At 72.5% G+C, this 23,215-nt stretch carries 23 protein-coding genes; 11 read left to right on the top strand and 12 right to left on the bottom strand.

Translation table 11 applies throughout. The annotated features are described in order from the left end of the window. Positions 1–430 precede the first annotated feature (430 nt). Both ACYQ77_RS25190 and ACYQ77_RS25185 read right to left on the bottom strand, forming a co-directional pair. Positions 431–1,213: a DeoR/GlpR family DNA-binding transcription regulator gene (locus tag ACYQ77_RS25190; RefSeq protein WP_459715392.1), complete on the bottom strand. Its 783-nt coding sequence runs from the start codon at positions 1,211–1,213 to the stop codon at positions 431–433. Between the two features lie 70 nt (positions 1,214–1,283). Further along, entirely contained in the window at positions 1,284–1,847 is a 564-nt protein-coding gene (locus tag ACYQ77_RS25185) for a TetR/AcrR family transcriptional regulator (protein ID WP_459715390.1), read from the bottom strand. 72 nt (positions 1,848–1,919) lie between these two features. Here ACYQ77_RS25185 and ACYQ77_RS25180 point away from each other — a divergent pair, with 72 nt between their 5' ends. The 6 genes from ACYQ77_RS25180 to ACYQ77_RS25155 all read left to right on the top strand — a co-directional run bounded on the left by ACYQ77_RS25180 (position 1,920) and on the right by ACYQ77_RS25155 (position 6,941). Then, complete coding sequence (locus ACYQ77_RS25180) at positions 1,920–2,789, top strand: SDR family oxidoreductase (protein WP_459715387.1); 870 nt, start codon at positions 1,920–1,922, stop codon at positions 2,787–2,789. A gap of 241 nt (positions 2,790–3,030) precedes the next feature. Continuing rightward, complete coding sequence (locus tag ACYQ77_RS25175; protein WP_459715386.1) at positions 3,031–3,933, top strand: ROK family protein; 903 nt, start codon at positions 3,031–3,033, stop codon at positions 3,931–3,933. Beyond that, positions 3,930–4,841 carry a 1-phosphofructokinase family hexose kinase gene (locus tag ACYQ77_RS25170; RefSeq protein WP_459715384.1) on the top strand — a complete coding sequence of 304 codons (912 nt, stop codon included), beginning with the start codon at positions 3,930–3,932 and terminating at the stop codon, positions 4,839–4,841. The genes ACYQ77_RS25175 and ACYQ77_RS25170 overlap by 4 nt, the downstream gene beginning before the upstream one ends. Beyond that, entirely contained in the window at positions 4,822–5,652 is an 831-nt protein-coding gene (locus ACYQ77_RS25165) for a class II fructose-bisphosphate aldolase (RefSeq protein WP_459715382.1), read from the top strand. Before ACYQ77_RS25170 ends, ACYQ77_RS25165 begins: the two co-directional genes overlap by 20 nt. A gap of 33 nt (positions 5,653–5,685) precedes the next feature. Further along, entirely contained in the window at positions 5,686–5,997 is a 312-nt protein-coding gene (locus ACYQ77_RS25160) for an ArsR/SmtB family transcription factor (protein WP_459715380.1), read from the top strand. Then, a complete protein-coding gene (locus ACYQ77_RS25155) occupies positions 5,994–6,941 on the top strand; it encodes an SRPBCC family protein (RefSeq protein ID WP_459715378.1) in 948 nt (315 codons plus the stop codon). Before ACYQ77_RS25160 ends, ACYQ77_RS25155 begins: the two co-directional genes overlap by 4 nt. Here the strand turns inward: ACYQ77_RS25155 and ACYQ77_RS25150 are convergent. The 5 genes from ACYQ77_RS25150 to ACYQ77_RS25130 are packed head-to-tail and all read right to left on the bottom strand — an operon-like array spanning position 6,911 to position 11,493. Beyond that, the gene (locus tag ACYQ77_RS25150) at positions 6,911–7,612 is read right to left on the bottom strand and encodes a transporter substrate-binding domain-containing protein (protein WP_459715376.1); all 702 of its coding nucleotides are present in this window, start codon (positions 7,610–7,612) and stop codon (positions 6,911–6,913) included. The two genes, ACYQ77_RS25155 and ACYQ77_RS25150, sit on opposite strands and share 31 nt — an antisense overlap. A gap of 12 nt (positions 7,613–7,624) precedes the next feature. Continuing rightward, on the bottom strand, positions 7,625–8,872 hold the full coding sequence (locus ACYQ77_RS25145; protein WP_459715373.1) for an aspartate aminotransferase family protein: 1,248 nt from the start codon (positions 8,870–8,872) through the stop codon (positions 7,625–7,627). Between the two features lie 54 nt (positions 8,873–8,926). Beyond that, positions 8,927–9,733, bottom strand: coding sequence for a class I SAM-dependent methyltransferase (locus ACYQ77_RS25140; RefSeq protein WP_459715371.1), 807 nt, complete (start codon positions 9,731–9,733; stop codon positions 8,927–8,929). Positions 9,734–9,784: 51 nt separating this feature from the next. After that, complete coding sequence (locus ACYQ77_RS25135; protein ID WP_459715369.1) at positions 9,785–10,408, bottom strand: MBL fold metallo-hydrolase; 624 nt, start codon at positions 10,406–10,408, stop codon at positions 9,785–9,787. Continuing rightward, positions 10,408–11,493 (bottom strand): S-(hydroxymethyl)mycothiol dehydrogenase, encoded by a 1,086-nt coding sequence (locus tag ACYQ77_RS25130; protein ID WP_459715367.1) that lies wholly within the window; start codon positions 11,491–11,493, stop codon positions 10,408–10,410. The genes ACYQ77_RS25135 and ACYQ77_RS25130 overlap by 1 nt, the downstream gene beginning before the upstream one ends. A gap of 130 nt (positions 11,494–11,623) precedes the next feature. Here ACYQ77_RS25130 and ACYQ77_RS25125 point away from each other — a divergent pair, with 130 nt between their 5' ends. After that, positions 11,624–13,516: an ABC transporter ATP-binding protein gene (locus ACYQ77_RS25125; protein ID WP_459715365.1), complete on the top strand. Its 1,893-nt coding sequence runs from the start codon at positions 11,624–11,626 to the stop codon at positions 13,514–13,516. Positions 13,517–14,004: 488 nt separating this feature from the next. Here the strand turns inward: ACYQ77_RS25125 and ACYQ77_RS25120 are convergent, their stop codons facing one another. Both ACYQ77_RS25120 and ACYQ77_RS25115 read right to left on the bottom strand, forming a co-directional pair. Next, positions 14,005–15,348: a peptidoglycan-binding domain-containing protein gene (locus ACYQ77_RS25120; RefSeq protein ID WP_459715364.1), complete on the bottom strand. Its 1,344-nt coding sequence runs from the start codon at positions 15,346–15,348 to the stop codon at positions 14,005–14,007. Between the two features lie 123 nt (positions 15,349–15,471). Beyond that, positions 15,472–16,131, bottom strand: a complete 660-nt coding sequence (locus tag ACYQ77_RS25115) for a class I SAM-dependent methyltransferase (RefSeq protein ID WP_459715362.1) — start codon at positions 16,129–16,131, stop codon at positions 15,472–15,474. Positions 16,132–16,210: 79 nt separating this feature from the next. On the opposite strand from ACYQ77_RS25115, the gene ACYQ77_RS25110 reads away from it, so the two are divergent. Next, positions 16,211–17,107: a helix-turn-helix transcriptional regulator gene (locus ACYQ77_RS25110; RefSeq protein WP_459715360.1), complete on the top strand. Its 897-nt coding sequence runs from the start codon at positions 16,211–16,213 to the stop codon at positions 17,105–17,107. A gap of 626 nt (positions 17,108–17,733) precedes the next feature. On the opposite strand, the gene ACYQ77_RS25105 is transcribed toward ACYQ77_RS25110, so the two are convergent. From ACYQ77_RS25105 to ACYQ77_RS25095, 3 genes are all read right to left on the bottom strand, one after another. Further along, positions 17,734–18,159 (bottom strand): hypothetical protein, encoded by a 426-nt coding sequence (locus ACYQ77_RS25105; protein WP_459715358.1) that lies wholly within the window; start codon positions 18,157–18,159, stop codon positions 17,734–17,736. 1 nt (position 18,160) lies between these two features. After that, positions 18,161–20,722 (bottom strand): bifunctional FO biosynthesis protein CofGH, encoded by a 2,562-nt coding sequence (locus ACYQ77_RS25100; protein WP_459715356.1) that lies wholly within the window; start codon positions 20,720–20,722, stop codon positions 18,161–18,163. Between the two features lie 69 nt (positions 20,723–20,791). Beyond that, positions 20,792–20,941 carry a hypothetical protein gene (locus ACYQ77_RS25095; protein WP_459715354.1) on the bottom strand — a complete coding sequence of 50 codons (150 nt, stop codon included), beginning with the start codon at positions 20,939–20,941 and terminating at the stop codon, positions 20,792–20,794. 26 nt (positions 20,942–20,967) lie between these two features. Here ACYQ77_RS25095 and ACYQ77_RS25090 point away from each other — a divergent pair, with 26 nt between their 5' ends. The 3 genes from ACYQ77_RS25090 to ACYQ77_RS25080 all read left to right on the top strand — a co-directional run bounded on the left by ACYQ77_RS25090 (position 20,968) and on the right by ACYQ77_RS25080 (position 23,136). Continuing rightward, positions 20,968–21,489: a CGNR zinc finger domain-containing protein gene (locus tag ACYQ77_RS25090; RefSeq protein ID WP_459715351.1), complete on the top strand. Its 522-nt coding sequence runs from the start codon at positions 20,968–20,970 to the stop codon at positions 21,487–21,489. A 75-nt stretch (positions 21,490–21,564) separates the two neighbouring features. Beyond that, positions 21,565–22,485, top strand: a complete 921-nt coding sequence (locus tag ACYQ77_RS25085; protein WP_459715349.1) for a hypothetical protein — start codon at positions 21,565–21,567, stop codon at positions 22,483–22,485. Positions 22,486–22,494: 9 nt separating this feature from the next. After that, entirely contained in the window at positions 22,495–23,136 is a 642-nt protein-coding gene (locus tag ACYQ77_RS25080) for a TetR/AcrR family transcriptional regulator (protein WP_459715347.1), read from the top strand. The last annotated feature ends 79 nt before the right edge of the window (positions 23,137–23,215 follow it).

Raw genomic sequence — 23,215 nt, 5'->3', positions numbered from 1 at the left:
CCCGGCCCAGCCCTTCCGCCCAGCCCGCCAGCCCGACCACCCCAGGCCTGCCCCCCAGCCGGGCCTCCCACCCAACCCAGCCCGCCAGCCCGACCACTCAGCCCGACCACCCCAGGCTGACCCCCCAGCCAGCCCACCCCACCCAGCGCGATCAGCCAGGCAGCCCAGCCCAGCCAGCCCACTCAGCCCAGCCCACTCAGCCAGCCCGGCTCGCCCAGCCCAGCCAGCGTCCAACTCTGCGTGCCCGGCAGGCCAGCCAGCCCAGCCCTTCCACCCAGCCCGCCAGCCCGACCACCCCAGGCTGACCCCCCAGCCGGGCCACCCGCCCCCGCCAGAGGAACCACGCCCACCCGAATCCCGAGGCAAATAATCGGACATCTATATAGTAAATAGCTGCTAGAAACACCGCCAACGAAGTTCCCAGCACCAGCTAAACGAGCTGAACCGTCACGCCCTCGGCCTCGAAGGCGGCCACCACGTCCCCCGGAGCGGCGTCGTCGGTGATCAACGTGTCGATGTCGGTCACCGGGCAGATGCGGGCGAAGGCGTGCGCGCCGAGCTTGGAGCTGTCCGCCACCACGACGATCCGCCGCGCGTGGGCGGCCATCAGCCGGTTGATGCTGGCCTCCCCCTCGTGGTGGGCGTACGCACCCCGCACCGGATCAACGGCATCGACGCCGAGGAACACGACATCCATGGTGATCTCGTCCAGGATCCTGGTCGCCAGCGGACCGGACAGCTCGAACGACGCGGTCCGCGCCACGCCGCCGGTCACCACGATCTTGACGTGCGGCCGCACCGCCAGCTCGCTCGCGATGTTCAGCGCGTTGGTCACGACCGTCACGCCGGGCTCGTCGGCGCCGTTCAGCTCCGGCAGCACGGCCAGCGCACGCGCGACCTCGGTCGTCGTGGTGCCGCCGTTCAGGCCGACGACGCTCCCCCGCGCCACCAACGCGGCGGCGCCACGGCCGATGCGTTCCTTCTCCGACGCGTGCCGGGCCGTCTTGTACCGCAGCGGCAGGTCGTAGGCCACGTTGTTGGCGACGGCCCCACCGCGGGTGCGGGTGAGCAACTGCTGGTCGGCGAGGTGGTCGAGGTCGCGGCGGATCGTCGCGGCGGAGACCGTCAGCTCCTCGGCGAGGTCGTCCACGTCGACCCTGCCCCGCTGCCCGAGCAGGTCCAGCAGGGTGCTCAGCCGTTCGTAGCGATCCACACGACGCAATCTAAACCCCGGACCCGATCGGCACGCATACCTGGGGTTCGCACCCGGTGCTGCGCGCCCACTATGCGGAGCGGCGGTTCACGAGCAGCCCGTCGATGGTGTACGAGACCAGCCGCGCCGCCTGTTCCCCGGACGCGTGCTCGCGGGTCCATGCGCCCGCGTTCATCAGGGCGAAGACGTCCGCGCCGGTCACGTCCGGCCGCACCACCCCGGCCTCGATCGCGCGCGACACGATCCGCTCCCCGATGCCGGCCATCCGCGCGCAGGACGCGTGCAACTCGGACGCCTCGTCGTCGACGCCGTCCGCGAGCAGTTCGGCGAGTCCCCGGTAGCTCGCGGCGTGGGCGACCACGAGGTCCACCCACCGGCGCAGCGCCTCCTCCGGCGGCTCCGCCGCCAACGCCTCGCCCGCGTCGAACAGCGCCTCGTTCCGGTCCCGCAGCAGCGCGCCGACCAGCGCCCTCCGGTTGGGGAAGTGGCCGTACAACGTGCCGATCGCCACCCCGGCCCGCCGCGCGATGCCTTCCAGCGACGCACCGGTGCCCTGCACGCGGAACGTCGTGTCCGCCTCCGCGAGCAGGGCGTCGTGGTTGCGGCGTGCGTCCACCCTCGGCCGACGGCCCACCCTTGCCTCCGATCCAAATCGAGGTACCCTCGACTTAATTACCCGAGCCACCCTCAGTTTACGGGAGACGTGATGATCCTGGTCTTCGGCGCGTCCGGCAGCGTCGGCCGCCACCTCGTCCACCTGCTGCGCGACGCGGACGTCACCGCGTTCGTGCGCGACCCGGCGAAAGGCGAGGAACTCGGCTGCCGCTACGTGGTCGGCGACCTCGACGACCCGCACTCGGTCGCGGCCGCGGTCAAGGGCGCCGACCGGGTGTTCCTCAACGCGGGCGGCGCCCAGCCGACGGACGGCGAGCAGCCCATGGTCCGGCAGCAGCGCACGGTGATCGACGCCGCCGCCGAGGCGGGCGCCGGGCACGTGGTGAAGCTGTCGGTGTGGCACGCCCGCGCGGGCGGCAGGCTCGCCGAGGGCGCGCACTGGCTGGTCGAGCAGCACCTCAAGGCGTCCGGCCTGGGGTGGAGCGTCCTGCAGCCGAGCGGGTTCATGCAGAACTTCCTGACCGGCGCGGCCGTGTTCACCGACCACGGCGACATCCTCGGCGCCTACGGCGGCAGCCGCGTGTCCTATGTGGACTGCGTGGACATCGCGGCGTGCGCGGCCGCGCTGCTCACGGGAGATCCCCGGCACGGCGAGACGTTCGTGCTCACCGGACCGGAAGCGCTCACCCACACCGAGATCGCGGCGAAGCTCTCCGCGGTGGCGGGCAGGGAGATCCGCTACGTCGACCTGCCCGCGCACGCGTTCGCCACCCGGCTCACCGCGCAGGGGCTGCCCACCTCGTTCGCCGAGGACGTCGCCGCCCTGTTCACCGAGGTGGCGACCGGCAGGCTCGCCCCGACCACGACCGCGGTCGCCGACCTCACCGGCCGGCCACCCCGCACTTTCGACGACTTCCTGCGGGACAACGCCGACACGGTCAGGGCGTCCTGGTCGGGGTGAACCTGACTGCCTTCCGCGGCGGGCCGGATTCCTCGCGTCACTCCTGGCGGGAGCCGCGCCAGCATTCCGGCCCCGCCGACCTACCTCGAGCCGCCGAGCACGAGGGGGATGTCGGGGCGGCACGCGGCGCAGGCTATCTTGGCTCACAGCGGCATGCTGGCCACGTCTGTGCAGGTCACACCTCCATAAGCCACGGCCGGCAGGTCGGGATAAGCCCGTGGCTCCCTGGGAAGGCGGTGGCATGGACCGGCTCGTCGCGGCCATCGACATCGGCGGCACGTCGATCAAGTCGGCCCTCGTGGCCGAGGACCTGCACGTGGTGCACACACTCCGCACCCCGACCCGCCGTGTGGCCGGCTCGGTCGACGTCGCCCAGATCGTCGAGTTGATCGACGAGCTGCGGGGCAAGGCCGAGGACGCGACGGTCGTCGGTGTCGGGGTCGCCGCGCCGGGGATCATCGACGAGCGGCTCGGCATCGCGCGGGCCGCGGTCAACCTCGGCTGGCGGGACCTGCCGCTGCGCGACCGGCTCGCCGACGCCGCCGGCATCCCCGTCGCGCTGGGGCACGACGTGCGGACCGGCGGGCTCGCCGAGTTCACCGTCGGCGCCGCGACCGGGGTGCGGAACGCGATGTTCATGCCGATCGGCACCGGCATCGCCGCCGCGGTGCTCGTCGACGGGCACCGGCTCGACGCCGACGGGTACGCGGGCGAGATCGGGCACATCGTCGTCGACCCGGACGGGAAGGTGTGCGGGTGCGGCACGCGCGGTTGCCTGGAGACCGTCGCGTCGGCCGCGTTCATCGCCCGCAACTACAGCGAGCGCAGCGGGAAGACGGTCGACCGGGCCGCCGACGTGGCCGCCGCGGTCGTCGCCGGTGAGCCGGCCGCGCTGGCCGTCTGGGCGCGGGCGGTCGACGGGCTCGCCGCGGCGCTCACGACCGCGATCACGTTGCTTGCGCCGGAGGTCATCGCGATCGGCGGCGGGCTGTCCGAGTCCGGGGACACGCTGATGACGCCGCTGCGCGAGTCGCTCGAGGGGCGGCTGTCGTTCCAGCGGGTGCCTGCGCTCGTGCGCGCGAAGCTCGGCGACAACGCGGGCTGCATCGGCGCGGGCATCCTCGCGTGGCGGGCCGCGGCATGATCCTGACGGTCACGCTGAACGCCGCGCTGGACGTCACCTACGAGGTGCCCGCCCTGCGGCTCGGGCACACCAACCGGCCGGTCGCCACCCACGTCCGCGCGGGCGGCAAGGGCGTCAACGTCGCCCGCGTCCTGCACGCGCTCGGCCACGAGACCATGGTCACCGGGCTCGTCGGCGGCGACACCGGCGCCGCGATCCGCACCGACGTGCTCGTCGCGGGGCTGCGGGAGTCCCTGTTCGACATGGCGGGCCCGTCCCGGCGCACGGTCACGATCGTCTCCGACGGCACCGCGACCGCCGTGAACGAGCCGGGGCCCGACGTGTCCATTTCGGACTGGGCGGACTTCGTCGGCGGCTACCACGCGCTCGCGGCGCGGGCGTCGGTCGTCGTGCTGTCCGGGAGCCTGCCGGGCAACCTGCCCGCCGACGCGTACGCGCAGCTGATCCGCGCCACGCCGACGCCGGTCATCCTCGACACGTCCGGCGCGCCGCTGCTCGCGGGTGTCGCGGCGCGCCCGGCGGTGGTGAAGCCGAACGTGCACGAGCTGACCGAGGTGACCGGGCTCGACGACCCGGTCGAGGCCGCGAGGGCGCTGCTCGACCGGGGCGCGCACGCGGTCGTCGCCTCGCTCGGCCACGACGGCCTGATCGCCGTGTCGCACGAGGGTTCCTGGCGGGTGCGGGTGCCGGAGCGACTGCACGGCAACCCGACCGGCGCGGGTGACGCGTGCGTCGCCGCGCTCGCCGCCGGGCACGCGCTCGAGTGGCCGGAACGGCTCGCGGAGGCGGTCGCGGTCTCCGCCGCTGCCGTCCCCTGCCTGCTGGCCGGCGACATCGACCACGACACGTACACGCGGCTGCGGCCCGCCATCACCGTGGAGGCACTGGATGCTCACGCCGACCGCTGAGATCGTCACGGCCGCACGCGCGGCGGGCCGGGGCGTCGGCGCGTTCAACGTGATCCAGCTCGAGCACGCCGAGGCGCTCGTGGCGGGCGCGGAGAAAGCCGGCACGCCGGTCGTGTTGCAGATCAGCGAGAACGCCGTGAAGTACCACGGTGGGCTGGCACCCATCGCGCAGGCCACGCTGGCGGTCGCCCGCTCGTCGGCCGCGCCGGTGGCCGTGCACCTCGACCACGCCACCGACGTCGCGCTCGTCCGGGAGGCCGTGCGGCTCGGGTTCGGCTCGGTCATGTACGACGCGTCCGTGATGTCCTACGCGGACAACGTCGCGGCGACGACCGACGTGGTGGCCCACTGCCACGAACACGGCGTGTACGTGGAGGCGGAGCTGGGCGAGGTCGGCGGCAAGGACGGTGTGCACGCGCCCGGCGCCCGCACCGACCCGGACGAGGCCGCCGCGTACGTGGCGGCCACCGGCGTGGACGCGCTGGCCGTCGCGGTCGGTACGTCCCACGCGATGCTCACCCGCGACGCGACCGTCGACTTCGGACTGATCGAGCGGCTGCGCGCGACCGTGCCGGTGCCGCTGGTGCTGCACGGCTCGTCCGGCGTGCCCGACGACGACCTGCGGCGCGCGGTCCAGGCGGGCATGACGAAGATCAACATCGCGACACAGCTGAACAAGGCGTTCACGGCGGCCGTCCGCGAGTACCTCCACGCGAACCCGTCCGTCGTGGACACCCGCAAGTACCTCGGCGCGGGCCGGGACGCGGTGGCGGCCGAGGTGGCACGGCTCCTGGCGGTCCTCGGCGCTTGACAGCCTATATGCCATGGGAGCTATATTCCTCCTATGGCATCAACGTTCGAGGTGCTGGCCGAGCCACGCCGCCGGGAGATCCTGGACCTTCTGCGTGACGGCGAACGGCTCGTCGGCGACCTGGTCGAGCGCCTGGAGCTGGCGCAGCCGACGGTGTCCAAGCACCTGAAGGTGCTCAAGGGCGCGGGCCTGGTCGAGGTCCGCCAGGACGCGCAACGCCGCTGGTACCGGCTGCGCCCGGCCCCGCTCGCGGAGATCGACGCGTGGCTCGCGCCGTACCGTCGCATGTGGACGGACAGTCTGGACGCCCTCGAACGCCACCTGGACACGATGGAGGGGTCATGAGCGACGCGACACTGCACACGGTCAACGGGGAGCCGACGCTGCGGTTCGAGCGCAGGCTGCGGCACTCCCCCGCCAAGGTCTGGCGCGCGGTGACCGAGCCCACCGAGATGGCGCACTGGTTCCCGGCGGCGGTCGAGGCCGAGCCGCGGCCCGGCGCCCCGATGCGGTTCACGTTCCCCGACGAGGCGCCGGTGCACGGTGACTGGGACGGCGAGGTGCTGGAGGTCGACGAGCCGAAGGTCTTCATGTTCCGCTGGTCGCACGACGTCATCCGGATCGAGCTGATCCCCGACGGCGACGGCTGCCTGCTCGTGTTCACCCAGACCCTGGGCGGTGGGCGCACGGGGTTCCTGGCCGCCGGGCGCACCGCGGCGGGCTGGGACACCTGCCTCGACGCCCTCGTCGCGCGGCTCGACGGCACGCCGGTCCCGGAGCGCACCGACTGGGTGACCCCGATGGCGCACTACATCGCCAAGTTCGGCCTCGACGAGGGCACGGCGGCCCGCACGGACGACGGCTGGGAGATCCGGTTCGCCCGCGACCTGGTGTGGCGGCAACCCGCTACGGTGTGGGAGGTGCTGACCGAAGGCGAGGCCGGTGCGACGCCGCCGGTGCGCGCCACCAACGAGATCGTGCCCGCGGGCCCGATGACCAGGGCGGACGCCCCTCGGGTCCTCGAGTACGCGTGGCTGCACGACGGCGCCCCCGCCGGCACGGTGCGCTGGGAGCTGTGCTCGGACCCCAAGCTCGGTGAGCGGGTCGAGCTGACGCAGACCGTGCCCGCCCACCTCGCCGACGTCGTGCCGGCGGCGATGGCCGCGTGGCACCTGCAGCTGGAGCTGTTCTTCGCCGCCGTCATGGGCGACGTGCGCTGCGCGTGGTCGGACGAGCGGATCGCCGAGCTGACCAAGCACTACGCGGGCGCGACCAGCCCCTCGTCCTGACCCGCCCGCCGGAGCGCGCCGGCGACGAACCCGTTCGCCTTCAGCTCCTCGACCAGCGCCGACAGGTAGGCGACGGTCTCGGGCCGACGGGACCGCGTGGTGCCGAGCGCCTGGCGGATCTCCATGAACCGCGGCTCGAGCAGGCGCAGGTCCCCCTGCGCCGCGACGTAGGCGGTCATGGGCTGCCGGACACCCGCCACCACCTCGAGGCCCTGCTCGCGGAAGACGGTGGTCCCGTCCTCGCCACGCACGAGGGTGGCGTGCCGGAGCGTGCGGGTGAGGTAGAGGTCGTAGGCCGACCCGTGGTTCACCCCGACCCGCACGCCCGGCCGGTCCACCTCGTCCGGGGTGGTGATCGGGGCGTCCGCCCGCACCGCGTACACGCCCTCGATCAGCACGTACGGCGCGGTGAACGCCACCTTCTCCGCGCGTTTCGGCTCGATCGCGAGGAAGCAGATGTCGGCGCGCCCGCCGGTCATCGCCTCGAACGAGGCGCGGGCGGCGTCGAACGCCACCAGCTCCACGGGCACGCCGAGCCGGTTGCCCAGCTCGCGGGCGATGTCGACGGTCACCCCGGTGGGCGCGTCGACGCTGCCCTGGGCGAGCACGGGGTTGCCGAGGTTGATCGACGCCCGCAGCACGCCCGTGGGCGCGAGGTCCTCAGTGATCACCGCACGAGGATCTCAGACCGCGGTGACCGCCTCCCGCCACAGGGCGAGCCCCTCGTCGATCTGGTCGGCGTTCACCACGAGCGGCGGGATCATCCGCACGACGTTGCCCGCCGCGCCGCAGGTCAACAGCAGCAACCCGGCCGCGGCGGCCGCCTGCTGCACCCGTGCGGCGGCGGCCGGGTCGGGCTCGCCGTCGCGGTCGACGAACTCGTTGCCCAGCATGAGACCCAGCCCGCGCACGTCCCCGATGGCAGGCACGTCCGCGGCGACCTTCGCGAGCCCCTCGCGCAGCCGCGCGCCCTGGGTGGCCGCGTTCTCGACCAGCCCCTCGGACCGGACGACGTCGAGCGTGGCGATCGCGGCCGCGCAGGCGACGGCGTTGCCGCCGTAGGTGCCGCCCTGCGACCCCGGCCACGCCTTGGCCATGAGGTCCTTCGGCGCGGCGATCGCCGAGAGCGGGAACCCGCTGGCCAGGCCCTTGGCGGTGATCAGCACGTCGGGCCGGACGGCGAAGTGGTCGTGGCCCCAGAACCGGCCGGTGCGCCCGAACCCGGTCTGGACCTCGTCGACCACGAGCAGGATGCCGTGCTTGTCGGCCCGTTCGCGCAAGCCGCGCAGGAACGCGCTGGTGGCGGGCACGTACCCGCCCTCGCCGAGCACGGGCTCGACGAAGAACGCGGCGGTCTCGGCGGGCGAGGTCAGCGTCTGCAGCGTGTAGTCCAGCTCGCGCAGCGCGAACCGCGTCGCCTCCTCCTCGCTCCAGCCGTACCGGTAGGCCGTCGGGAACGGCGAGACCACGACCCCGCCCATGAGCGGCGCGAACCCGGCGCGGAACTTGGTGGCCGAGGTGGTCATGGAGGCGGCGCCGATCGTGCGGCCGTGGAACGAGCCGTGGAAGACCACGACGTTCGGCCGCCCGGTGGCGTGCCGGGACAGGCGCAGGGCCGCCTCGACCGCTTCGCTGCCCGAGTTGGCGAAGAACAGCGAGTCGAGCCCGGTGGGCAGCACCTCGGAGAGCCGCTCCGACAGCGTCAGCAGCGGCCGGTGCATCACCGTCGTGTACTGGCCGTGGATCAGTTTCCCGGCCTGCTCGCGCACGGCCTCGACGACCCGCGGGTGGCAGTGCCCGGTGCTGGTGACACCGATCCCGGCGGTGAAGTCCAGATACCGGCGCCCGTCCTCGCCGTACAGGTACACGCCCTCACCGCGCTCGGCGAGCACCGGCGTCGCCTGCTTGAGGACCGGGGACAACTCAGCCATCAGCACACCCTCCCGTGGATTGTCGACAATCCTACGGACGGGCCGGGCAGGTGGCTACCCTTCCTTCACGGCCTGGAGGGTGAAGCTCGCCGCCAGCGAGCCGGGCTTCTCGGTGAGCCGCCATTCGCCCTGCTCGTCGGCGGTCATGTGCCCCGGCAGCGCCTCCCACGGCACGCTGTCGTGCTCGACGAGGCCGGTCAGCCGCATGCCTGCGGTGAGCAGCCCGGTGATCGTCTGGCCGAGCCCGTGGTCCCAGCTGTGCGTGATCCGGGTCGTGAACTCGGTGCGGTCACCGGTGTAGGTGCCGGGGTCCTCGTCGACGATCGGCTCCTCGGTCTCGAAGTACGGGTAGTGCGGCCGCAGGTCGTCGCCCAGCGCCATCAGCATCGGGTGCGCCTCGCGGATGAACAGCCGCCCGCCCGGCCGCAGCAGCCCGGCGACGACCCGCGCCCACCGGGCCACGTCCGGCAGCCAGCAGAGCGCCCCGATGCCGGTGTAGACGAGGTCGAACCCGCCCGCGCCGAGGACCTCGACCGCGTCGTACACGTCGGCCTCGTGGAAGTCGATGCCGGCGCCGGCCACCGCCGCGAGCTTCCGCGCCTCCGCCAGCGAGACCGGCGACAGGTCGAGGCCGGTCATGCGGGCGCCGAGGCGCGACAGCGAGACGGTGTCGGTGCCGATGTGGCACTGCAGGTGCACACCACGCAGGCCGGCGACGTCCCCGAGCAGCGGCAGGTCGAACCGGACGACGTCGCTCAGGTGGCCGGGGTCGGCGAACCGGTCGAGGCCGTACATCGCCGACGCGGCGTGCGCGGGCGCCCGCTCGTCCCAGTTCGCTCTGTTGATCGCCAGGTAGTCCACGGGCGGGACAGTGCCAGAGCACCGCCCCGCCCGTGAACCGGTTTTCCCGGGTCAGTGCCCGCGGGCGAGCCACTCCTCCAGGTGCGGCGCCTCCGCGCCGATCGTCGTGTCGTCGCCGTGGCCGGTGTGGACCACCGTGTCCGCGGGCAGGGTCAGGAGCTTCTCGCGGATCGAGCCGACGATCGTCGGGAAGTCCGAGTACGACCGGCCGGTGGCGCCCGGGCCGCCCTGGAACAGGGTGTCGCCGGTGAAGACAACGCCCAGGTCGGGGACGTGGAAGCACACCGCGCCCGGCGCGTGGCCCGGGGTGTGGAGCACGTGGATCGCCGTGTCGCCGACCCGCAGGACGTCCCCGTCGGACAACGTGTCGGCGGGGCGGTCGTGCTCGTGGGCGAGGCGCCACAGCACGTCGTCGGCGGGGTGCAGCAGCACCGGCGCGCCGGTCATCTCGGCCAGCTCCGGCGCGGCGTTGACGTGGTCGTCGTGCGCGTGCGTGCAGGCGATGGCGAGCACTTCCCGGCCGCCGGCCGCCGCCGCGATGGCGGCGGCGTCGTGGGCGGCGTCGATCACCAGCACCTGCTCGTCGTCGCCGAGGAGCCAGACGTTGTTGTCGACCTCCCACGCACCGCCGTCGAGGTGGAAGGTGCCCGACGTGACGACCTTCTGCACCCGCATCAGAACACCACCACGGACCGCAGCACGTCCCCGTGGTGCATCTTGGTGAACGCCTCCTCCACCTGGTCCAGCGCGATGGTCTCGGTGACGAACGCGTCCAGGTCCAGCCTGCCCTGCCGGTAGAGGTCGACGAGGTACGGGAAGTCCCGCGACGGCAGGCAGTCGCCGTACCAGCTGGACTTGAGCGAGCCGCCGCGGGAGAAGAAGTCGATCATCGGCATCTCGAGGCGCATGTCGGGGGTCGGCACCCCGACGAGCACGACGGTGCCCGCGAGGTCACGAGCGTAGAACGCCTGCTGCCACGTTTCCGGCCGCCCGACCGCCTCGATCACGACGTCCGCGCCGAACCCGCCGGTCAGCTCCCGCACCGCCTCGACCACGTCGCCCTGCCCGGCGTTGACGGTGTGTGTGGCGCCGAAACCCTTGGCCCAGGCCAGTTTCCGGTCGTCGAGGTCGACGGCGATGATCTTCGTGGCACCGGCCAGCTGCGCGCCCGCGATGGCCGCGTTGCCGACGCCGCCGCAGCCGATGACCGCGACGCTGTCCCCGCGCGACACCCCGCCGGTGTTCACCGCGGCGCCGATGCCGGCCATGATCCCGCAGCCCAGCAGGCCGACCGCGGCGGGCGACGCGTCCGGGTCCACCTTCGTGCATTGTCCACTGTGGACGAGCGTCTTCTCGGCGAACGCGCCGATGCCCAGCGCGGGCGACAGTGCGGTGCCGTCGGTCAGCGTCATCGGCTGCGCCGCGTTGAAGGTGGCGAAGCAGTACCACGGCCGCCCGCGCAGGCAGGCGCGGCAGGTGCCGCAGACGGCGCGCCAGTTGAGGATGACGAAGTCACCGGGCTCGAGGTCGGTCACGCCGTCGCCGACGGACTCGACGATCCCGGCGGCCTCGTGCCCGAGCAGGAACGGGTACTCGTCGTTGATGCCACCCTCGCGGTAGTGCAGGTCGGTGTGGCAGACCCCGCAGGCCTGGACCTTCACCACCGCCTCCCCCGGCCCGGGGTCCGGCACGACGACCGTCGCGATCTCCACCGGAGCGCCCTTCGACCGGGCGATGACGCCCCGTACCTCCTGAGCCATGTGCCGCCCTTCCCATGCGCCGTTGCGTATGGGTTACTTCTACCAGCCCGGACCCCCGTGAGCAGGGAACGACCGCGGGCTGTGGAACGGATCCAGAAAATTGTCGGTGCCGTGCGCGACCATGCGCACCATGAGCGACAACGTGGTGACCGAACGGCCGCTGATCGGCGTCGACGGCCTGGCCGCGCCGAAGTGGGCGGCCGCCGACCGGGCGACCGCCAACGCGAGCTGGTGGCAGACGGTCCGCTCGGTGCCCGCCGCGGTGGCCACCGTGACCGGGTACTCGTGGCAGGCGTCCCGCTCGCGGACGCTGCTCGCCGCGGTGCTGCACGTGCTGTCGGGCTGCGTCACCGCGTTCGGCCTGCTGGCCACGGCCGACGTGCTGGTCCGGTTGCTGGAGCAGGGCCCGACGCCGGAGCGGGTGGTCGCCGCGCTGCCCGCGATCGCGCTCGTGGCGGGCACGTTCTCGCTCCGCGCGCTGCTCGACGCGGCGGTCGAGCTGGTGCAGGGCATGCTGACCCCGTACGTCGAGATGGCCGCGCGGGACCGGATGCACCAGGCGGTGCTCGGCGTGGAGGCCGCCGCGTTCGACGACGCCGACTTCCGGGAGCTGGTCCGGCAGGGCGGCGAGCGGGGCGCACAGGCCATCCGCGGTTCGACGCAGGGGGTCGCGGACCTCATGTCGTCGGTGGTGTCGATGGTCGCGGCGATGGCGACGGTGGCGATCTTCAGCAGCTGGCTGCTGCCCGCGATGCTCGTGACCGCGGGCATCGACGCGTGGGCCGCCATGCGCGCCGCGAAGCTGAACTACGAGTCGTTCCTGAAGATGGTCACCCGGGACCGGCAGCAGTGGGTGATCGGCGACCTGATCACGCAACGCGACGCCGCGCTGGAGGTGCGGGCGTTCACCGCGCAGCAGACGTTGCTCGCGGAGTACCGCAGGGTGGCGAACATCCTGGCGGAGGCGGCGATCCGGGTGGAGCGGCGGCAGACGTGGATCCAGCTGACCGGCAGGGCGGCGGCGGGGGCGGGCACCGCGCTGTCGTACGCGGTGCTCGGCTGGCTGCTCTACACGGAGGCGATGCCGCTCGCGCTCGCCGGGGCGGCCGTGGTGGCCATGCGGACGGGCTCCACGGCGCTGCGGAACACGATGTACCAGATCAACCGGTTGTACGAGCACAGCTTCCACATCGACCTGTTCCGCACACTGCTGGCGGACGCGGGCACCCGCGGCGGCCCAGAACCGGTCACGGACGCCCCGGCCAACCCGGCGACGATCGAGCTGCGGGACGTGTCGTTCACCTATCCCGGCCAGGACAAGCCCGCCGTGGCGAACGTGTCGCTGACGCTGCGCCGCGGCGAGGTGGTCGCGCTGGTGGGCGAGAACGGCTCGGGGAAGTCGACGCTGGGCAAGCTGATCACCGGGCTCTACCGGCCGACCGAAGGACAGGTGCTGTGGGACGGCGTCGACATCGCGTTCGCGCACCGGCACACCGTGCACACGCAGATCTCGGTCATCACCCAGGAACCGCTGCGCTGGCCGGTGACCGCCGCCGACAACATCCGGGTGGGCCGCCTGGACCGCGACACCCGCGACGGTACATTGTGGACCTCGCACGCGGCGACGTCCGGCGCCGACGAGGTGATCGACAGCCTGCCCCGCAAGGAGAACACGATCCTGTCGCGGCTCTACGAGGAGGGCAAGGACCTGTCGGGCGGCCAGTGGCAACGACTGTCGGTGTCGCGCGGCGCGTACCGGGACGCACCGGTCCTGGTGGCCGACGAACCGACGGCCGCCCTGGACGCCCGCGCGGAGGCCAAGGTCTTCCAGGCACTACGCGAAGCAGGCGGCGAACGCACGGCCGTGCTCGTCACCCACCGCCTGGCGAACGTCCGGCACGCGGACCGCATCCTGGTCCTCGAACAGGGCCGTGTCACGGAGGACGGCACCCACGAGGAACTCATGGCGCGCGGCGGCCTGTACGCGGAGCTGTACTCCCTGCAGGCGGCCGCCTATCGCTGATGCCGGGTGGGTGTGAGGTGGGGGCGCTTCGCGGGCTCTGGATCCGCTCCAGGCTCCAGCACGCGGACCACCGCCACTGCCTCGCTCCCGAACCTGAAGCGCCGTTCGCGCATTGATTACCCTCAAAGCGCCTTTCAGGACATGGGCGGGCGCGCAGCGCCTCCCACCACGCTCCGAAAGCCCTCTGTGTGCCTCGAGAGCGCCACTCGAGAAGCGAAGTTGGGCCCGCTCCGCGGGCCGGACGCGCACCGCCCGAGCCGCACCCCGACCATGCCCCGGAATCGCTATCCGAGGCGTCGAATGTCCTGGCAGCCCATTCCAGGACATGAAGTCCGGCCCCACTCTGCGAACCCGGCGCGCAACGCCCCCACCACATCCCGAACCCACCCAGCGGCCTCCAAGCGCACAACCCAACAACCCCCACACGTCCGGAAAGGCGCGTTCACATCGCTGGGTGACGTGAACGCGCCTTTCCGGACAACGGCGGGCTAGTTGTAGCTCACCTGGCCTTCGATCTCGCCGTGGAGTTCTCTGTGGTACTGACCGTGCCGGTGCTCGTCGAAGTCGCCGTGCAGGCGGGGGTCGAAGGGGCCGTGCAGTTCGGGGTGGTACTGCCCGTGCACGTCCGGGTCGAACTCGCCGTGGAGGTCCGGGTGGTACGGCCCGTGCAGCTCCGGGTGGTAGTCCCCGTGCAGCCGGGGGTGGAACTCGCCGTGCCACTCCGGGTGGTACTGACCGTGCATGCCGGGGTGGAACGGCCCGTGCACGTCCGGCTGGTACTGGCCGTGCAAGCCGGGGTGGTACTGACCGTGGATCCCGGGGTGGTAGTCCCCGTGCCACTGCGGGTGGAAGTCCCCGTGCAGGCCGGGGTGGAAGTCACCGTGCCAGTCCGGGTGGTACTGGCCGTGCAGGCCGGGGTGGAACTGGCCGTGCGAGTCGGGGTGGTACTGACCGTGCACGTTCGGGTTGTACTGGCCGTGCACGTCCGGGTGGTAGTCGCCGTGGGTGGCCGGGTGGTACGCGCCGTGCCGGCCCGGGTCGTAGGCGCCGTGCGTGGACGGGTGGTACGGGCCCTGCTGGTCGACCGGCTGGTAGTGGCGCTGCATCGCACCGGCGGTCAACGGGCCCACGATGCCGTCCGGCTGCAGCCCCTCCGCGCGCTGGAAGTCGACCGTCGCGCGGTGGGTCGCCTGCCCGAAGTCACCGTCGACGTCCAGGCCCGCGCCCATCACGTCGTTGAGCTTCTCCTGCCACTCCGACACCTCCCGGCCGTGGCTGCCCCGCCGCAGGTAGTCGTTGCCCCGGCCGCTACCCGACGAGCGCCTGCCGCCACCGCCACCGCTGCCACCCCCGGACGCGGCCCCCGCCGCGGCGCCCGCGTTGGCGTTCCCCCCGGTCGCGGTCGCGTTGCCGCCGCCACCGCCGTGCGCCGTGTTGGAGTTGGTGCTGTGGCCGCCCTGCGCCTCGTTGGAGTTGGTGATGTTGACGTTGACGACGACCGGTCCCGTCGACCCACCGGCACCGCCCTGCGCGGAACCACCGGCGCCCCCGTGGCCGGTACCGCCGTCGCCACCCTGACCGGTGCCACCCGCGCCGCCGTCACCGCCCGCGCCACCGGCACCGCCCGCACCACCCGCGCCGCCGGATCCACCGCCCGACCCGGATCCCGAACCGCCGGAGGGCGGCGGCGGGTCCTCTTCACCGAAGATCTGGTCGCCAAGCCACTTGCCCGCCCGGCGCCCCACCTCGTCCAGCGCCGGGCCGACCCCGGGGACGAAGCTCGCTTCCGTCATGCTCGCTTCCGCGGCCACACCCTCGTCGTTCTGCCCCATGACTCCACCTCGCTCCCACGCGATGACACTCGTCGCATCAGTAGGTATAAGCGACGACGGCGAAGCACCGCCCTGGACAAGATGCGGCCAAAGAGGCGGCCGGGGCGGACCGATTGGGCAGCGCTAGCGGCTGGGCCGCGCCACCTCGATGCCCACGTCACCACCGGCCCGCAGCGCCACCCTCCTGGTCGGTTCGACCGTGAACCCGGCCGCCGCGATCCGGCGCGCCACCGAGTCGCCGACGTTGTCCCGCAGCTGCTCGCTCATCCGCCGCCGCATCCCGTGGCCGTGCCCGTGCCCGTCGACCACCGCGTCCGCCAGGACCAGCAGGCCGTCCGGCCGCAGCACCCGGCGCACCTCGGCGAGCAGCGCGTCCTTCGACCCGGTGTCCAGGTGGTGGAGCATGAGGCTGGAGAAGACCCGGTCGAACGAACCGTCCGGGTACGGCAGGTCCTGCGCGAACCCGCGGTCCAGCCGCACGGCGACGCCGGCGCGCCGGGCCTTGCGGCGGGCGCGGGCAAGCGCCTTCGGGTCCGGGTCCAGCCCGGTCAGCTCGACGTCCGGGTGCCGCTTCCCGGTGGTGCGCAACAGGTTTCCGGTGCCACAGCCGACGTCCAGTACCCGGTGGCCCGCCGACAAGCCGGCCGCCGTGATCATCTGCTGGTGCACGGGCTGCACCCCGAACAGGTGGTGCACGAGGTCGTAGAGCGGCAGCAGCCAGTGCTTGCCCATGCCCGGGACGTACTCCCGTTCCGTGGGCGAATGAGACGTTCTTTCGGTCATGACATCATTCTGGGCGCACCTGAAGCTGTGCGGGTGTGCTGATCCGTGGCACGAGTGGGACGATCTGACGGTGAGGACCGTGCGAACGGCACCGGGCGGCGACCGGCCCGCGACCTACTCGATGCGGCCCGCGCCGGGCGAACCACCCGTGATGGCGCGGCGGCTGAACCACGACTGGCGGCTGCGGGGCTCCTTCGAGGAGCACGCGCACGACTTCCCCGGCCTGGCGTACTTCCCCACGACGGGCGGGACGCTGCGCACCGGCAGGCGGGACCGCCCGATCGAGGCAGGCGACCTGTACGTGATCGCGCCGGGCGACGTCATGGGCCACATCCACGAGGCCGACCTGGCCGACGCGGACGGCTGGGGCGTGTTCTTCACCGCCGACGCCCTCGGCCCGGACGTGCCCGGTACGCACCTCGCGTGGCGCACGCACCCGCTGCTGTTCCCGTTCGTGCGCGGCGGTGCGATCGGCGCGCTCCGGCTGCGGGTGCCGGCAGCGGACCGGCCGGAATGGCTGGGGCGTATGCGGGCACTGGACGACGAGCTGGCCCGCCGCGAGGACGGCTACCGGGAGGCGGCGCTCGCCCACCTGGTGCTGCTGCTCGTCGCCGTCTCCCGGCTGGCCGCGGACGTGGTCGGCGACCTGCGGGAGAACGCCGAACCGCTGTTGGCGGAGGTGTTCGCGGTCATCGAGGAGCGCTACGCGGAGCCGCTGTCACTGCGGGACGTCGCCGCGGCGGTCAACCTCACCCCGGGCCACCTGACGTCCACGGTCCGCAAGCGCACCGGGCGCACCGTCCAGGAGTGGATCACCGAGCGGCGCATGGTGCAGGCGAGGCGCCTGCTCGCCGCGACCGACCTGCCGGTCGGCGAGGTGGGCAGGCGGGTCGGCTTCCCGGACGCCGGCTACTTCGCCCGCACCTTCGGCAAGGTCCACGGCACCAGCCCGGCCCGCTGGCGACGGGCGGGCTGAGAGCGCCAGGTCGGGCACCGGAACCCTCACGAAGCCCGACGAACAGCGTGACAAGCAGGCCGGGCACAACCGCGAACGCGAGAATCAGGCGAGCCCCCGGACCGCACACCCGACCCCGCCCCGGCCCCCATGCCGCGAAGGCGCGTTGACGGCACCCCGCCCGCCGCAAAAGGCCCCTTCACGGCACCCCGGATGCCGCAAAAGGAGCGTTCGCAGCGCTCAACGCCGCGAACGCGCCTATCACCGCACGAGCCATGCCACGAACGCCCTTTCACAGCACGAGCAACGCCGAGAACGCGCCTTTCACAGCACGAGCAACGCCGAGAACGCGCCTTTCACAGCACGAGCAATGCCGCGAACGCGCCTTTCACGGCACAAGAAGCCGCTGATCCGCACATGAGGACCCGCGCCGCTCCGCGCGAAAAACAGAATCCGCCCGCCCCCAGTACCCAAGGGAAAGCCCCACCCAGTCCCGGGGGCCCCCCGCCCAGCCAGTCTACCGGGGTCCACCGACCGGGGGATGGTTGTCGATCTTGGCTGTGGACAACCAGTGTGGCTGTGGACAACTTTCTGCACGAGAACGCAACTCGGTATGCGTGAGAGCGTGACTCGCGACGAGCCCGGCGTCAGGTCTTGCCTGCGCGCCGGTGTGCGATGCCGGAACCCACGGCGACCAGCACCGCACAGGCACCCAACCCGCCGAGCGCGCCGCGCACCGCGGTCCATTCCGCACCGGCGACCGCCGCCACCACGCCCCACGCGACACCCCCGACCGCCGCGACCAGGCCCGCGCCCCCGCACACCGCGCCGACGACCGCGGGCAGTCCCGGCCGGGTGCCCTTGCCCGCCAGGAACATCGCGACGATCCCGGTGACGTGCAGCAACCCGGCCACCGCCAGGCCGCCCACGATGGCCACCCCGGCCGCGAGCCAGTACCCGTGCGCCGCGAGCACGATCGCCAGCACCACCGCGCCCGCACCGCCCAGCAGGCTGCACGCGAGCGCGCAGAACCACAACGACCCCAGCAGCCCCGTCGATGCCGGACGTGACACGTCAGCCGGACACGAGCGGCAGCAGGTTGGGCCGCCACACGCCGTCGTGCTCGCGGGCCGTGCGCAGCCGCTCCTCGGGCACCTCGCCGTACGTCGTCGTCCGCTGCCGCGCGGGGCGGCCCGCCTTCGCGGCCAGTGCCTCGAGCCCGGCGATCGTCTTGTAGCTGCCGTTCTCCGACCCGGCCATGCGGCTGATGGTCTCCTCCATCAGCGTGCCGCCGAGGTCGTTCACGCCGCCGCGCAGCACGTCCACCACACCCTCGTCGCCGAGTTTCACCCACGACGTCTGGATGTTGTCGATCCGGCCGTGCAGCAGCAGCCTGGCGAGCGCGTGCACGGCGCGGTTCTCCAGGTGCGTCGGGCCCGGCCGGGCGATGCCCGCGAGGTACAGCGGCGCGTTCGTGTGCACGAACGGCAGCAGCACGAACTCGGTGAACCCGCCGGTGCGCTCCTGCAGGTCGCGGATCAGCTTGAGGTGCGCGACCCAGTGCGACGGGTTGTCGACGTGCCCGTACATCATCGTGGAGGTCGTGTTGATGCCCAGCTCGTGCGCGGTGGTCACGACCTCGACCCACGACGCCGTCGGCAGCTTGCCCTTGGTGAGCACCCAGCGCACGTCGTCGTCGAGGATCTCCGCCGCCGTGCCCGGCAGCGAGTCGACACCCGCCTCGCGTGCGGCCGTCAGCCAGTCGCGAATGGACATGTTCGTCCGCGACGCGCCGTTCACGACCTCCATCGGCGAGAACGCGTGCACGTGGAGGCCGGGGGCGCGCTTCTTCACCTCGGCCGCGATGTCGAAGTACGCGGTGCCGGGCAGGTCGGGGTGGATGCCGCCCTGCATGCACACCTCGGTCGCGCCGACCGCCCACGCCTGTTCGGCGCGCTGCCCGACCTGCTCCAGCGACAGGGTGTACGCGTCGCTGTCGGTGCGGCGCTGGGCGAACGCGCAGAACCGGCAGCCGGTGTAGCAGACGTTCGTGAAGTTGATGTTCCTGGTGACCACGTAGGACACGTCGTCGCCGACGGTGTCGCGCCGGATGTCGTCGGCCAGCGCGGCGAGCGCCTCGATCTCGTGGCCGGGTTGCGCGGACAGCAGGGTGAGCGCGTCCTCGTCGGACAGTCCGGCCGGGTCGGCCTCGGCGTGCCGCAGCGCGGTCGCGAACTCGCCGCGTGCCCGGGTGCCGGGCATGGCGATCACCTGCTGCCGCAGCTCTTCCCAGTCGCCGTAGACGGAGTCGAAGTCGTCGCGGCGGTCGGTGGTGCGGCCCTCGGTGTCGATGGAGGTGTGCAGGTCGGTGCGGCCCGACGAGACGAGCGCGACCTCCGGCTCCTGCCACGGCCTGCCGACGATCTCCGCGTCCGGGTCGGCGAGCCCGCGCTCGTCCGCGAGCGCGGCCACGTGCGGCGCCACGCGCGGGTCGAGCCACGGCTCGCCGCGCGTCACGTACTCCGGGTAGATCGGCAGCCGCTCGGCCAGCTCGAACCCGGCGGCACGCGTGTGCTTCGCCAGCTCCTCGAGCCGCGGCCACGGCCGTTCCGGATTGACGTGGTCGATGGTCAGCGGGGACACGCCGCCCCAGTCGTCGATGCCGGCCCGCAGCAGCAGCTCGAACTCACCCGCGATCAGGTTCGGCGGCGCCTGTATGCGCATCTTCGGCCCGAGCACGAGCCGCGCGACCGCCACCGTGGCGGCCAGCTCCCGCGCCTCGACGTCGGGCATGCCGCGCATCGCGGTGTCCGGCTTGGCGCGGAAGTTCTGGACGATGACCTCCTGGATGCCGCCGTACTGCCGCGCGACCTTGCGGATGGCGAACAGCGTGTCGACGCGCTCGGCGAGCGTCTCGCCGATGCCGAGCAGCAGGCCGGTGGTGAACGGGACGGCGGAGCGGCCCGCGTCCTCCAGCACGCGCAGCCGCACGGCCGGTTCCTTGTCCGGTGAGCCGTAGTGCGGGCCGCCGGGCTCGGACCACAGCCGGGTCGCGGTGGTCTCCAGCATCATGCCCATCGACGCCGACACCGGCTTGAGCCGCTGGAAGTCCTGCCAGGTCAGCACGCCCGGGTTGAGGTGCGGCAGCACCCCGGTCTCCTCGAGGATCTTGATGGAGATCGCGCGGACGTAGGACAGCGTGTCCGGGTAGCCGGCCTCCTCGAGCCAGGTCCGCGCCGCCTCCCAGCGGACCTCGGGCTTGTCGCCGAGCGTGATCAGCACCTCGCGGCACCCGGCCGCCGCGCCCTTGCGGGCGATGTCGAGCACCTCGTCCTCGGACAGGAACGCCGCGGGCAGCCTGCCGGGCACGGTCGCGAACGTGCAGTAGTGGCAGCGGTCGGCGCACAGCCTGGTCAGCGGCACGAACACGCTGCGCGAGTAGGTGATCGTGCGTGCCCTGCCGACGGCGGCGAGGCCCTGGTCGCGGACCCGGGACGCGGCGTCGAAGAGCGCCTCGAGCTGCTCGCCCCTGGCGTGCAGGAGGGTCTCGGCCTCGGTCGCGTCGAGCGCGGCGCCGTCCCCCGCGCGGCGCAGCGCCCGCCGGATCGCCGACTCGTTCGGTACGAAACCGTCCACAAGCTCCCCTTCCACTGGCGGCTCAGTCCCCAAGCTAGCCGCCACCCCTGACAACCACGCACGTGACGGTCATCCCAACCGCGCCGGTGTGCGGATCATTCCGACCGGCTCGGAGTTGAGCAGGACCCGCGTCTCACCACATGGACAGCGCTGGTAGACCACCCAGCCCTGGCTCGTGACGTGGCTGGACGTGGTCTCGAAACGGTGCGATGCGGTCATGCCGGCCAGTCTGCTGTAATGGTCCTATGCATTTGAACCCTTACGGCGAGGAACCGGTCCGGTTCGCGATCGACCTGCTCCTCGTGCCGCCGCGGTCGGCCGCCGAGCTCGGCAGGCGCTGCGCGGCGGCGGGTGTCGTCGTCGACGTGCAGCCCACCGACGACGACCTGCACGAGGTCGAACGGTTCCTCGCCCGCTGGCTCGGGGTGGTCGACGCGACGACGACCGAGCAGCGGGCGGAGCGGCTCAACGTGCTGCTCGCGCAGTCCTCGGCGTACCCGAGGCTGACCAACCACGCGAGCGACGGCTGGCACATCCACTACCGCGACGCCGACCTGCCGCTCGCCGGGGTGCTGCGCGCGCTGATCAGCGTCGGCACGGCGCTGCACCTCACCGGCCGCGGCATGACCCGGCTGCGGCGGTGCGCGCTCGAGGAGTGCCGCGCCCCGTTCGCCGACTTCAGCCGCGGCGGGCGGCAGCGCTACTGCTCCCCCGGCTGCGCCAACCGCGACGCCGTCCGCCGCCACCGGGCGAAGAAGTTCGCGTAGTACTCCCGGGGTCGTACCCGCGAAACCGACCCCGGGTGGACGACATCCGCGCCGATCACGCGGAGACTTCTCCCCATGACCACGATCAGCCGTCTCGCGGACTCACTGACGCGCAGCTGGACCGACGGCAGCCGCGTCGAGCGGATCGCCTACACCGTCGGCGGGCTGCTGTTCCTCAGCGGACTCGCGCACCTCGTGGTGCTGGTCGTGTCGGGTGGCACGTGGACCGGCCCGCTGTCGCTGCGCAAGCCGACCACGTTCGGGCTCTCCTTCGGACTGACGCTCGCCACCGTCGCGTGGGTCACCCACTTCGTGCCGATGGCGGCGCGCACGCGCACGGTGTTACTCGGCGCGTTCACGGTGACGTGCGTGGTCGAGACCAGCCTCGTGTCGATGCAGGCGTGGCGGGGCGTGCCGTCGCACTTCAACTTCGAGACCCCGTTCGACACGGTGGTGTCGACGACGCTCGCCGCCGGCGGGTTCGCGATCGTGATCACGACGATCGCGATGACGCTCACCGCGTTCCGCTCCGCGCGGATCACCTCGCCCGCGATGCGCCTCGCGGTGCGGTTCGGGTTCGCGACGCTGCTCGTCGCGCTGGCCGTCGGCGCGGCGATGATCGCGACCGGTTCGGTCGCCGCGCGCGGGCCGGACCCGTCCGTCGCGTACACGACAGCGGGCTTCCTCAAGCCCGCACACGCGGTGACGATGCACGCCATTCTCGTCATCCCGGCGCTCGCCTGGCTTCTCACATTCACTCGTTGGGGTGAGAATCAGCAACTGAACATCATCCGGCTCGGCGTCGCCGGCTACTCGTTGCTGAGCATCGTGATCATCGTCGAGTCGGCGACGCACACCGCCCCGTTCGCCGCTCCGCCCCTGGCCATGGCGGTTTCCGGGCTCGGACTGGCGGTGCTGGCGGCGGCGGGCGCGCTCGGGTTGTTCGGCGTCCTGGCGCGACCGCGGACCCGTCGAAACGTGAGATCGGCTCAATAGACTGGCCCGGTGCCAGTGCGGAAGTCGAAAACAGGAAGAACCCAACAGGAACGCAGCGCGGCGATGCGGCGCAGGCTCCTCGACGCGACCGTCGAGTGCCTGGTGCGGTACGGCTACGCGGGCACGACCACCACGAGAGTCACCGAACTGGCCGGCGTGACGCGCGGCGCGCAGGTGCACCACTTCCCCACGCGAGCCGACCTCGTCGCCGCAGCGGTCCGCCACCTCGCGGCGAAGCGAGCGGACCTGGCTTTCGAGAAGATCGACGCGGTGCGCACCGCCCCCGACCCGCTCGACGCGGCGCTGGAGCTGATGTGGGAGGTGCACCAGGGCCCGATCCAGTACGCCACGATGGAGATGTGGATCGCGGCCCGCACCGACCCCGAGCTGCGCGACCAGATGACGAAGGTGGAGCCGGCGGCGCGGGCGTCGCTGATCGAGTTCACGGAGGCCGCGTTCGGCGAGTACGCGGGCAACCCGCGCTTCCGCCACGTCCTCTACACCGCGATGGACGCCATCCGCGGCATCCTCCTGATGGGACTGTCCGACGAGGCGCCGGAGAACGTGGGGAAACGCTGGCACCGCGCCAAGACCGACCTCCGGGACCTGATGAACGCGGTCCTGCCAAGCCTCCCGAACGGCCGCGCCTGACCCTGTGGATGGCGCGCCCCGAATTGTCGGTGGCCGACGGTAGGCTGGTTTCCGGGGGCCGGAGGCCACGGCCGGTCGC

The organism is Actinophytocola sp. KF-1 (assembly GCF_054661535.1).
The sequence above is the reverse complement of the archived record's forward strand: the minus strand, read 5'-3'. Positions and strand labels throughout refer to the sequence as shown.

What these genes read in the sequence shown, in the direction of transcription:
- ACYQ77_RS25130 (WP_459715367.1), bottom strand. Translation starts at nt 11,493, where the DNA reads ATGGCTCAGGAGGTACGGGGCGTCATCGCCCGGTCGAAGGGCGCTCCG.
- ACYQ77_RS25175 (WP_459715386.1), top strand. Translation starts at nt 3,031, where the DNA reads ATGGACCGGCTCGTCGCGGCCATCGACATCGGCGGCACGTCGATCAAG.
- ACYQ77_RS25180 (WP_459715387.1), top strand. Translation starts at nt 1,920, where the DNA reads ATGATCCTGGTCTTCGGCGCGTCCGGCAGCGTCGGCCGCCACCTCGTC.
- ACYQ77_RS25170 (WP_459715384.1), top strand. Translation starts at nt 3,930, where the DNA reads ATGATCCTGACGGTCACGCTGAACGCCGCGCTGGACGTCACCTACGAG.
- ACYQ77_RS25095 (WP_459715354.1), bottom strand. Translation starts at nt 20,941, where the DNA reads ATGACCGCATCGCACCGTTTCGAGACCACGTCCAGCCACGTCACGAGC.
- ACYQ77_RS25160 (WP_459715380.1), top strand. Translation starts at nt 5,686, where the DNA reads ATGGCATCAACGTTCGAGGTGCTGGCCGAGCCACGCCGCCGGGAGATC.
- ACYQ77_RS25145 (WP_459715373.1), bottom strand. Translation starts at nt 8,872, where the DNA reads ATGGCTGAGTTGTCCCCGGTCCTCAAGCAGGCGACGCCGGTGCTCGCC.
- ACYQ77_RS25115 (WP_459715362.1), bottom strand. Translation starts at nt 16,131, where the DNA reads ATGACCGAAAGAACGTCTCATTCGCCCACGGAACGGGAGTACGTCCCG.
- ACYQ77_RS25085 (WP_459715349.1), top strand. Translation starts at nt 21,565, where the DNA reads ATGACCACGATCAGCCGTCTCGCGGACTCACTGACGCGCAGCTGGACC.
- ACYQ77_RS25090 (WP_459715351.1), top strand. Translation starts at nt 20,968, where the DNA reads ATGCATTTGAACCCTTACGGCGAGGAACCGGTCCGGTTCGCGATCGAC.
- ACYQ77_RS25120 (WP_459715364.1), bottom strand. Translation starts at nt 15,348, where the DNA reads ATGGGGCAGAACGACGAGGGTGTGGCCGCGGAAGCGAGCATGACGGAA.
- ACYQ77_RS25135 (WP_459715369.1), bottom strand. Translation starts at nt 10,408, where the DNA reads ATGCGGGTGCAGAAGGTCGTCACGTCGGGCACCTTCCACCTCGACGGC.
- ACYQ77_RS25125 (WP_459715365.1), top strand. Translation starts at nt 11,624, where the DNA reads ATGAGCGACAACGTGGTGACCGAACGGCCGCTGATCGGCGTCGACGGC.
- ACYQ77_RS25155 (WP_459715378.1), top strand. Translation starts at nt 5,994, where the DNA reads ATGAGCGACGCGACACTGCACACGGTCAACGGGGAGCCGACGCTGCGG.
- ACYQ77_RS25165 (WP_459715382.1), top strand. Translation starts at nt 4,822, where the DNA reads ATGCTCACGCCGACCGCTGAGATCGTCACGGCCGCACGCGCGGCGGGC.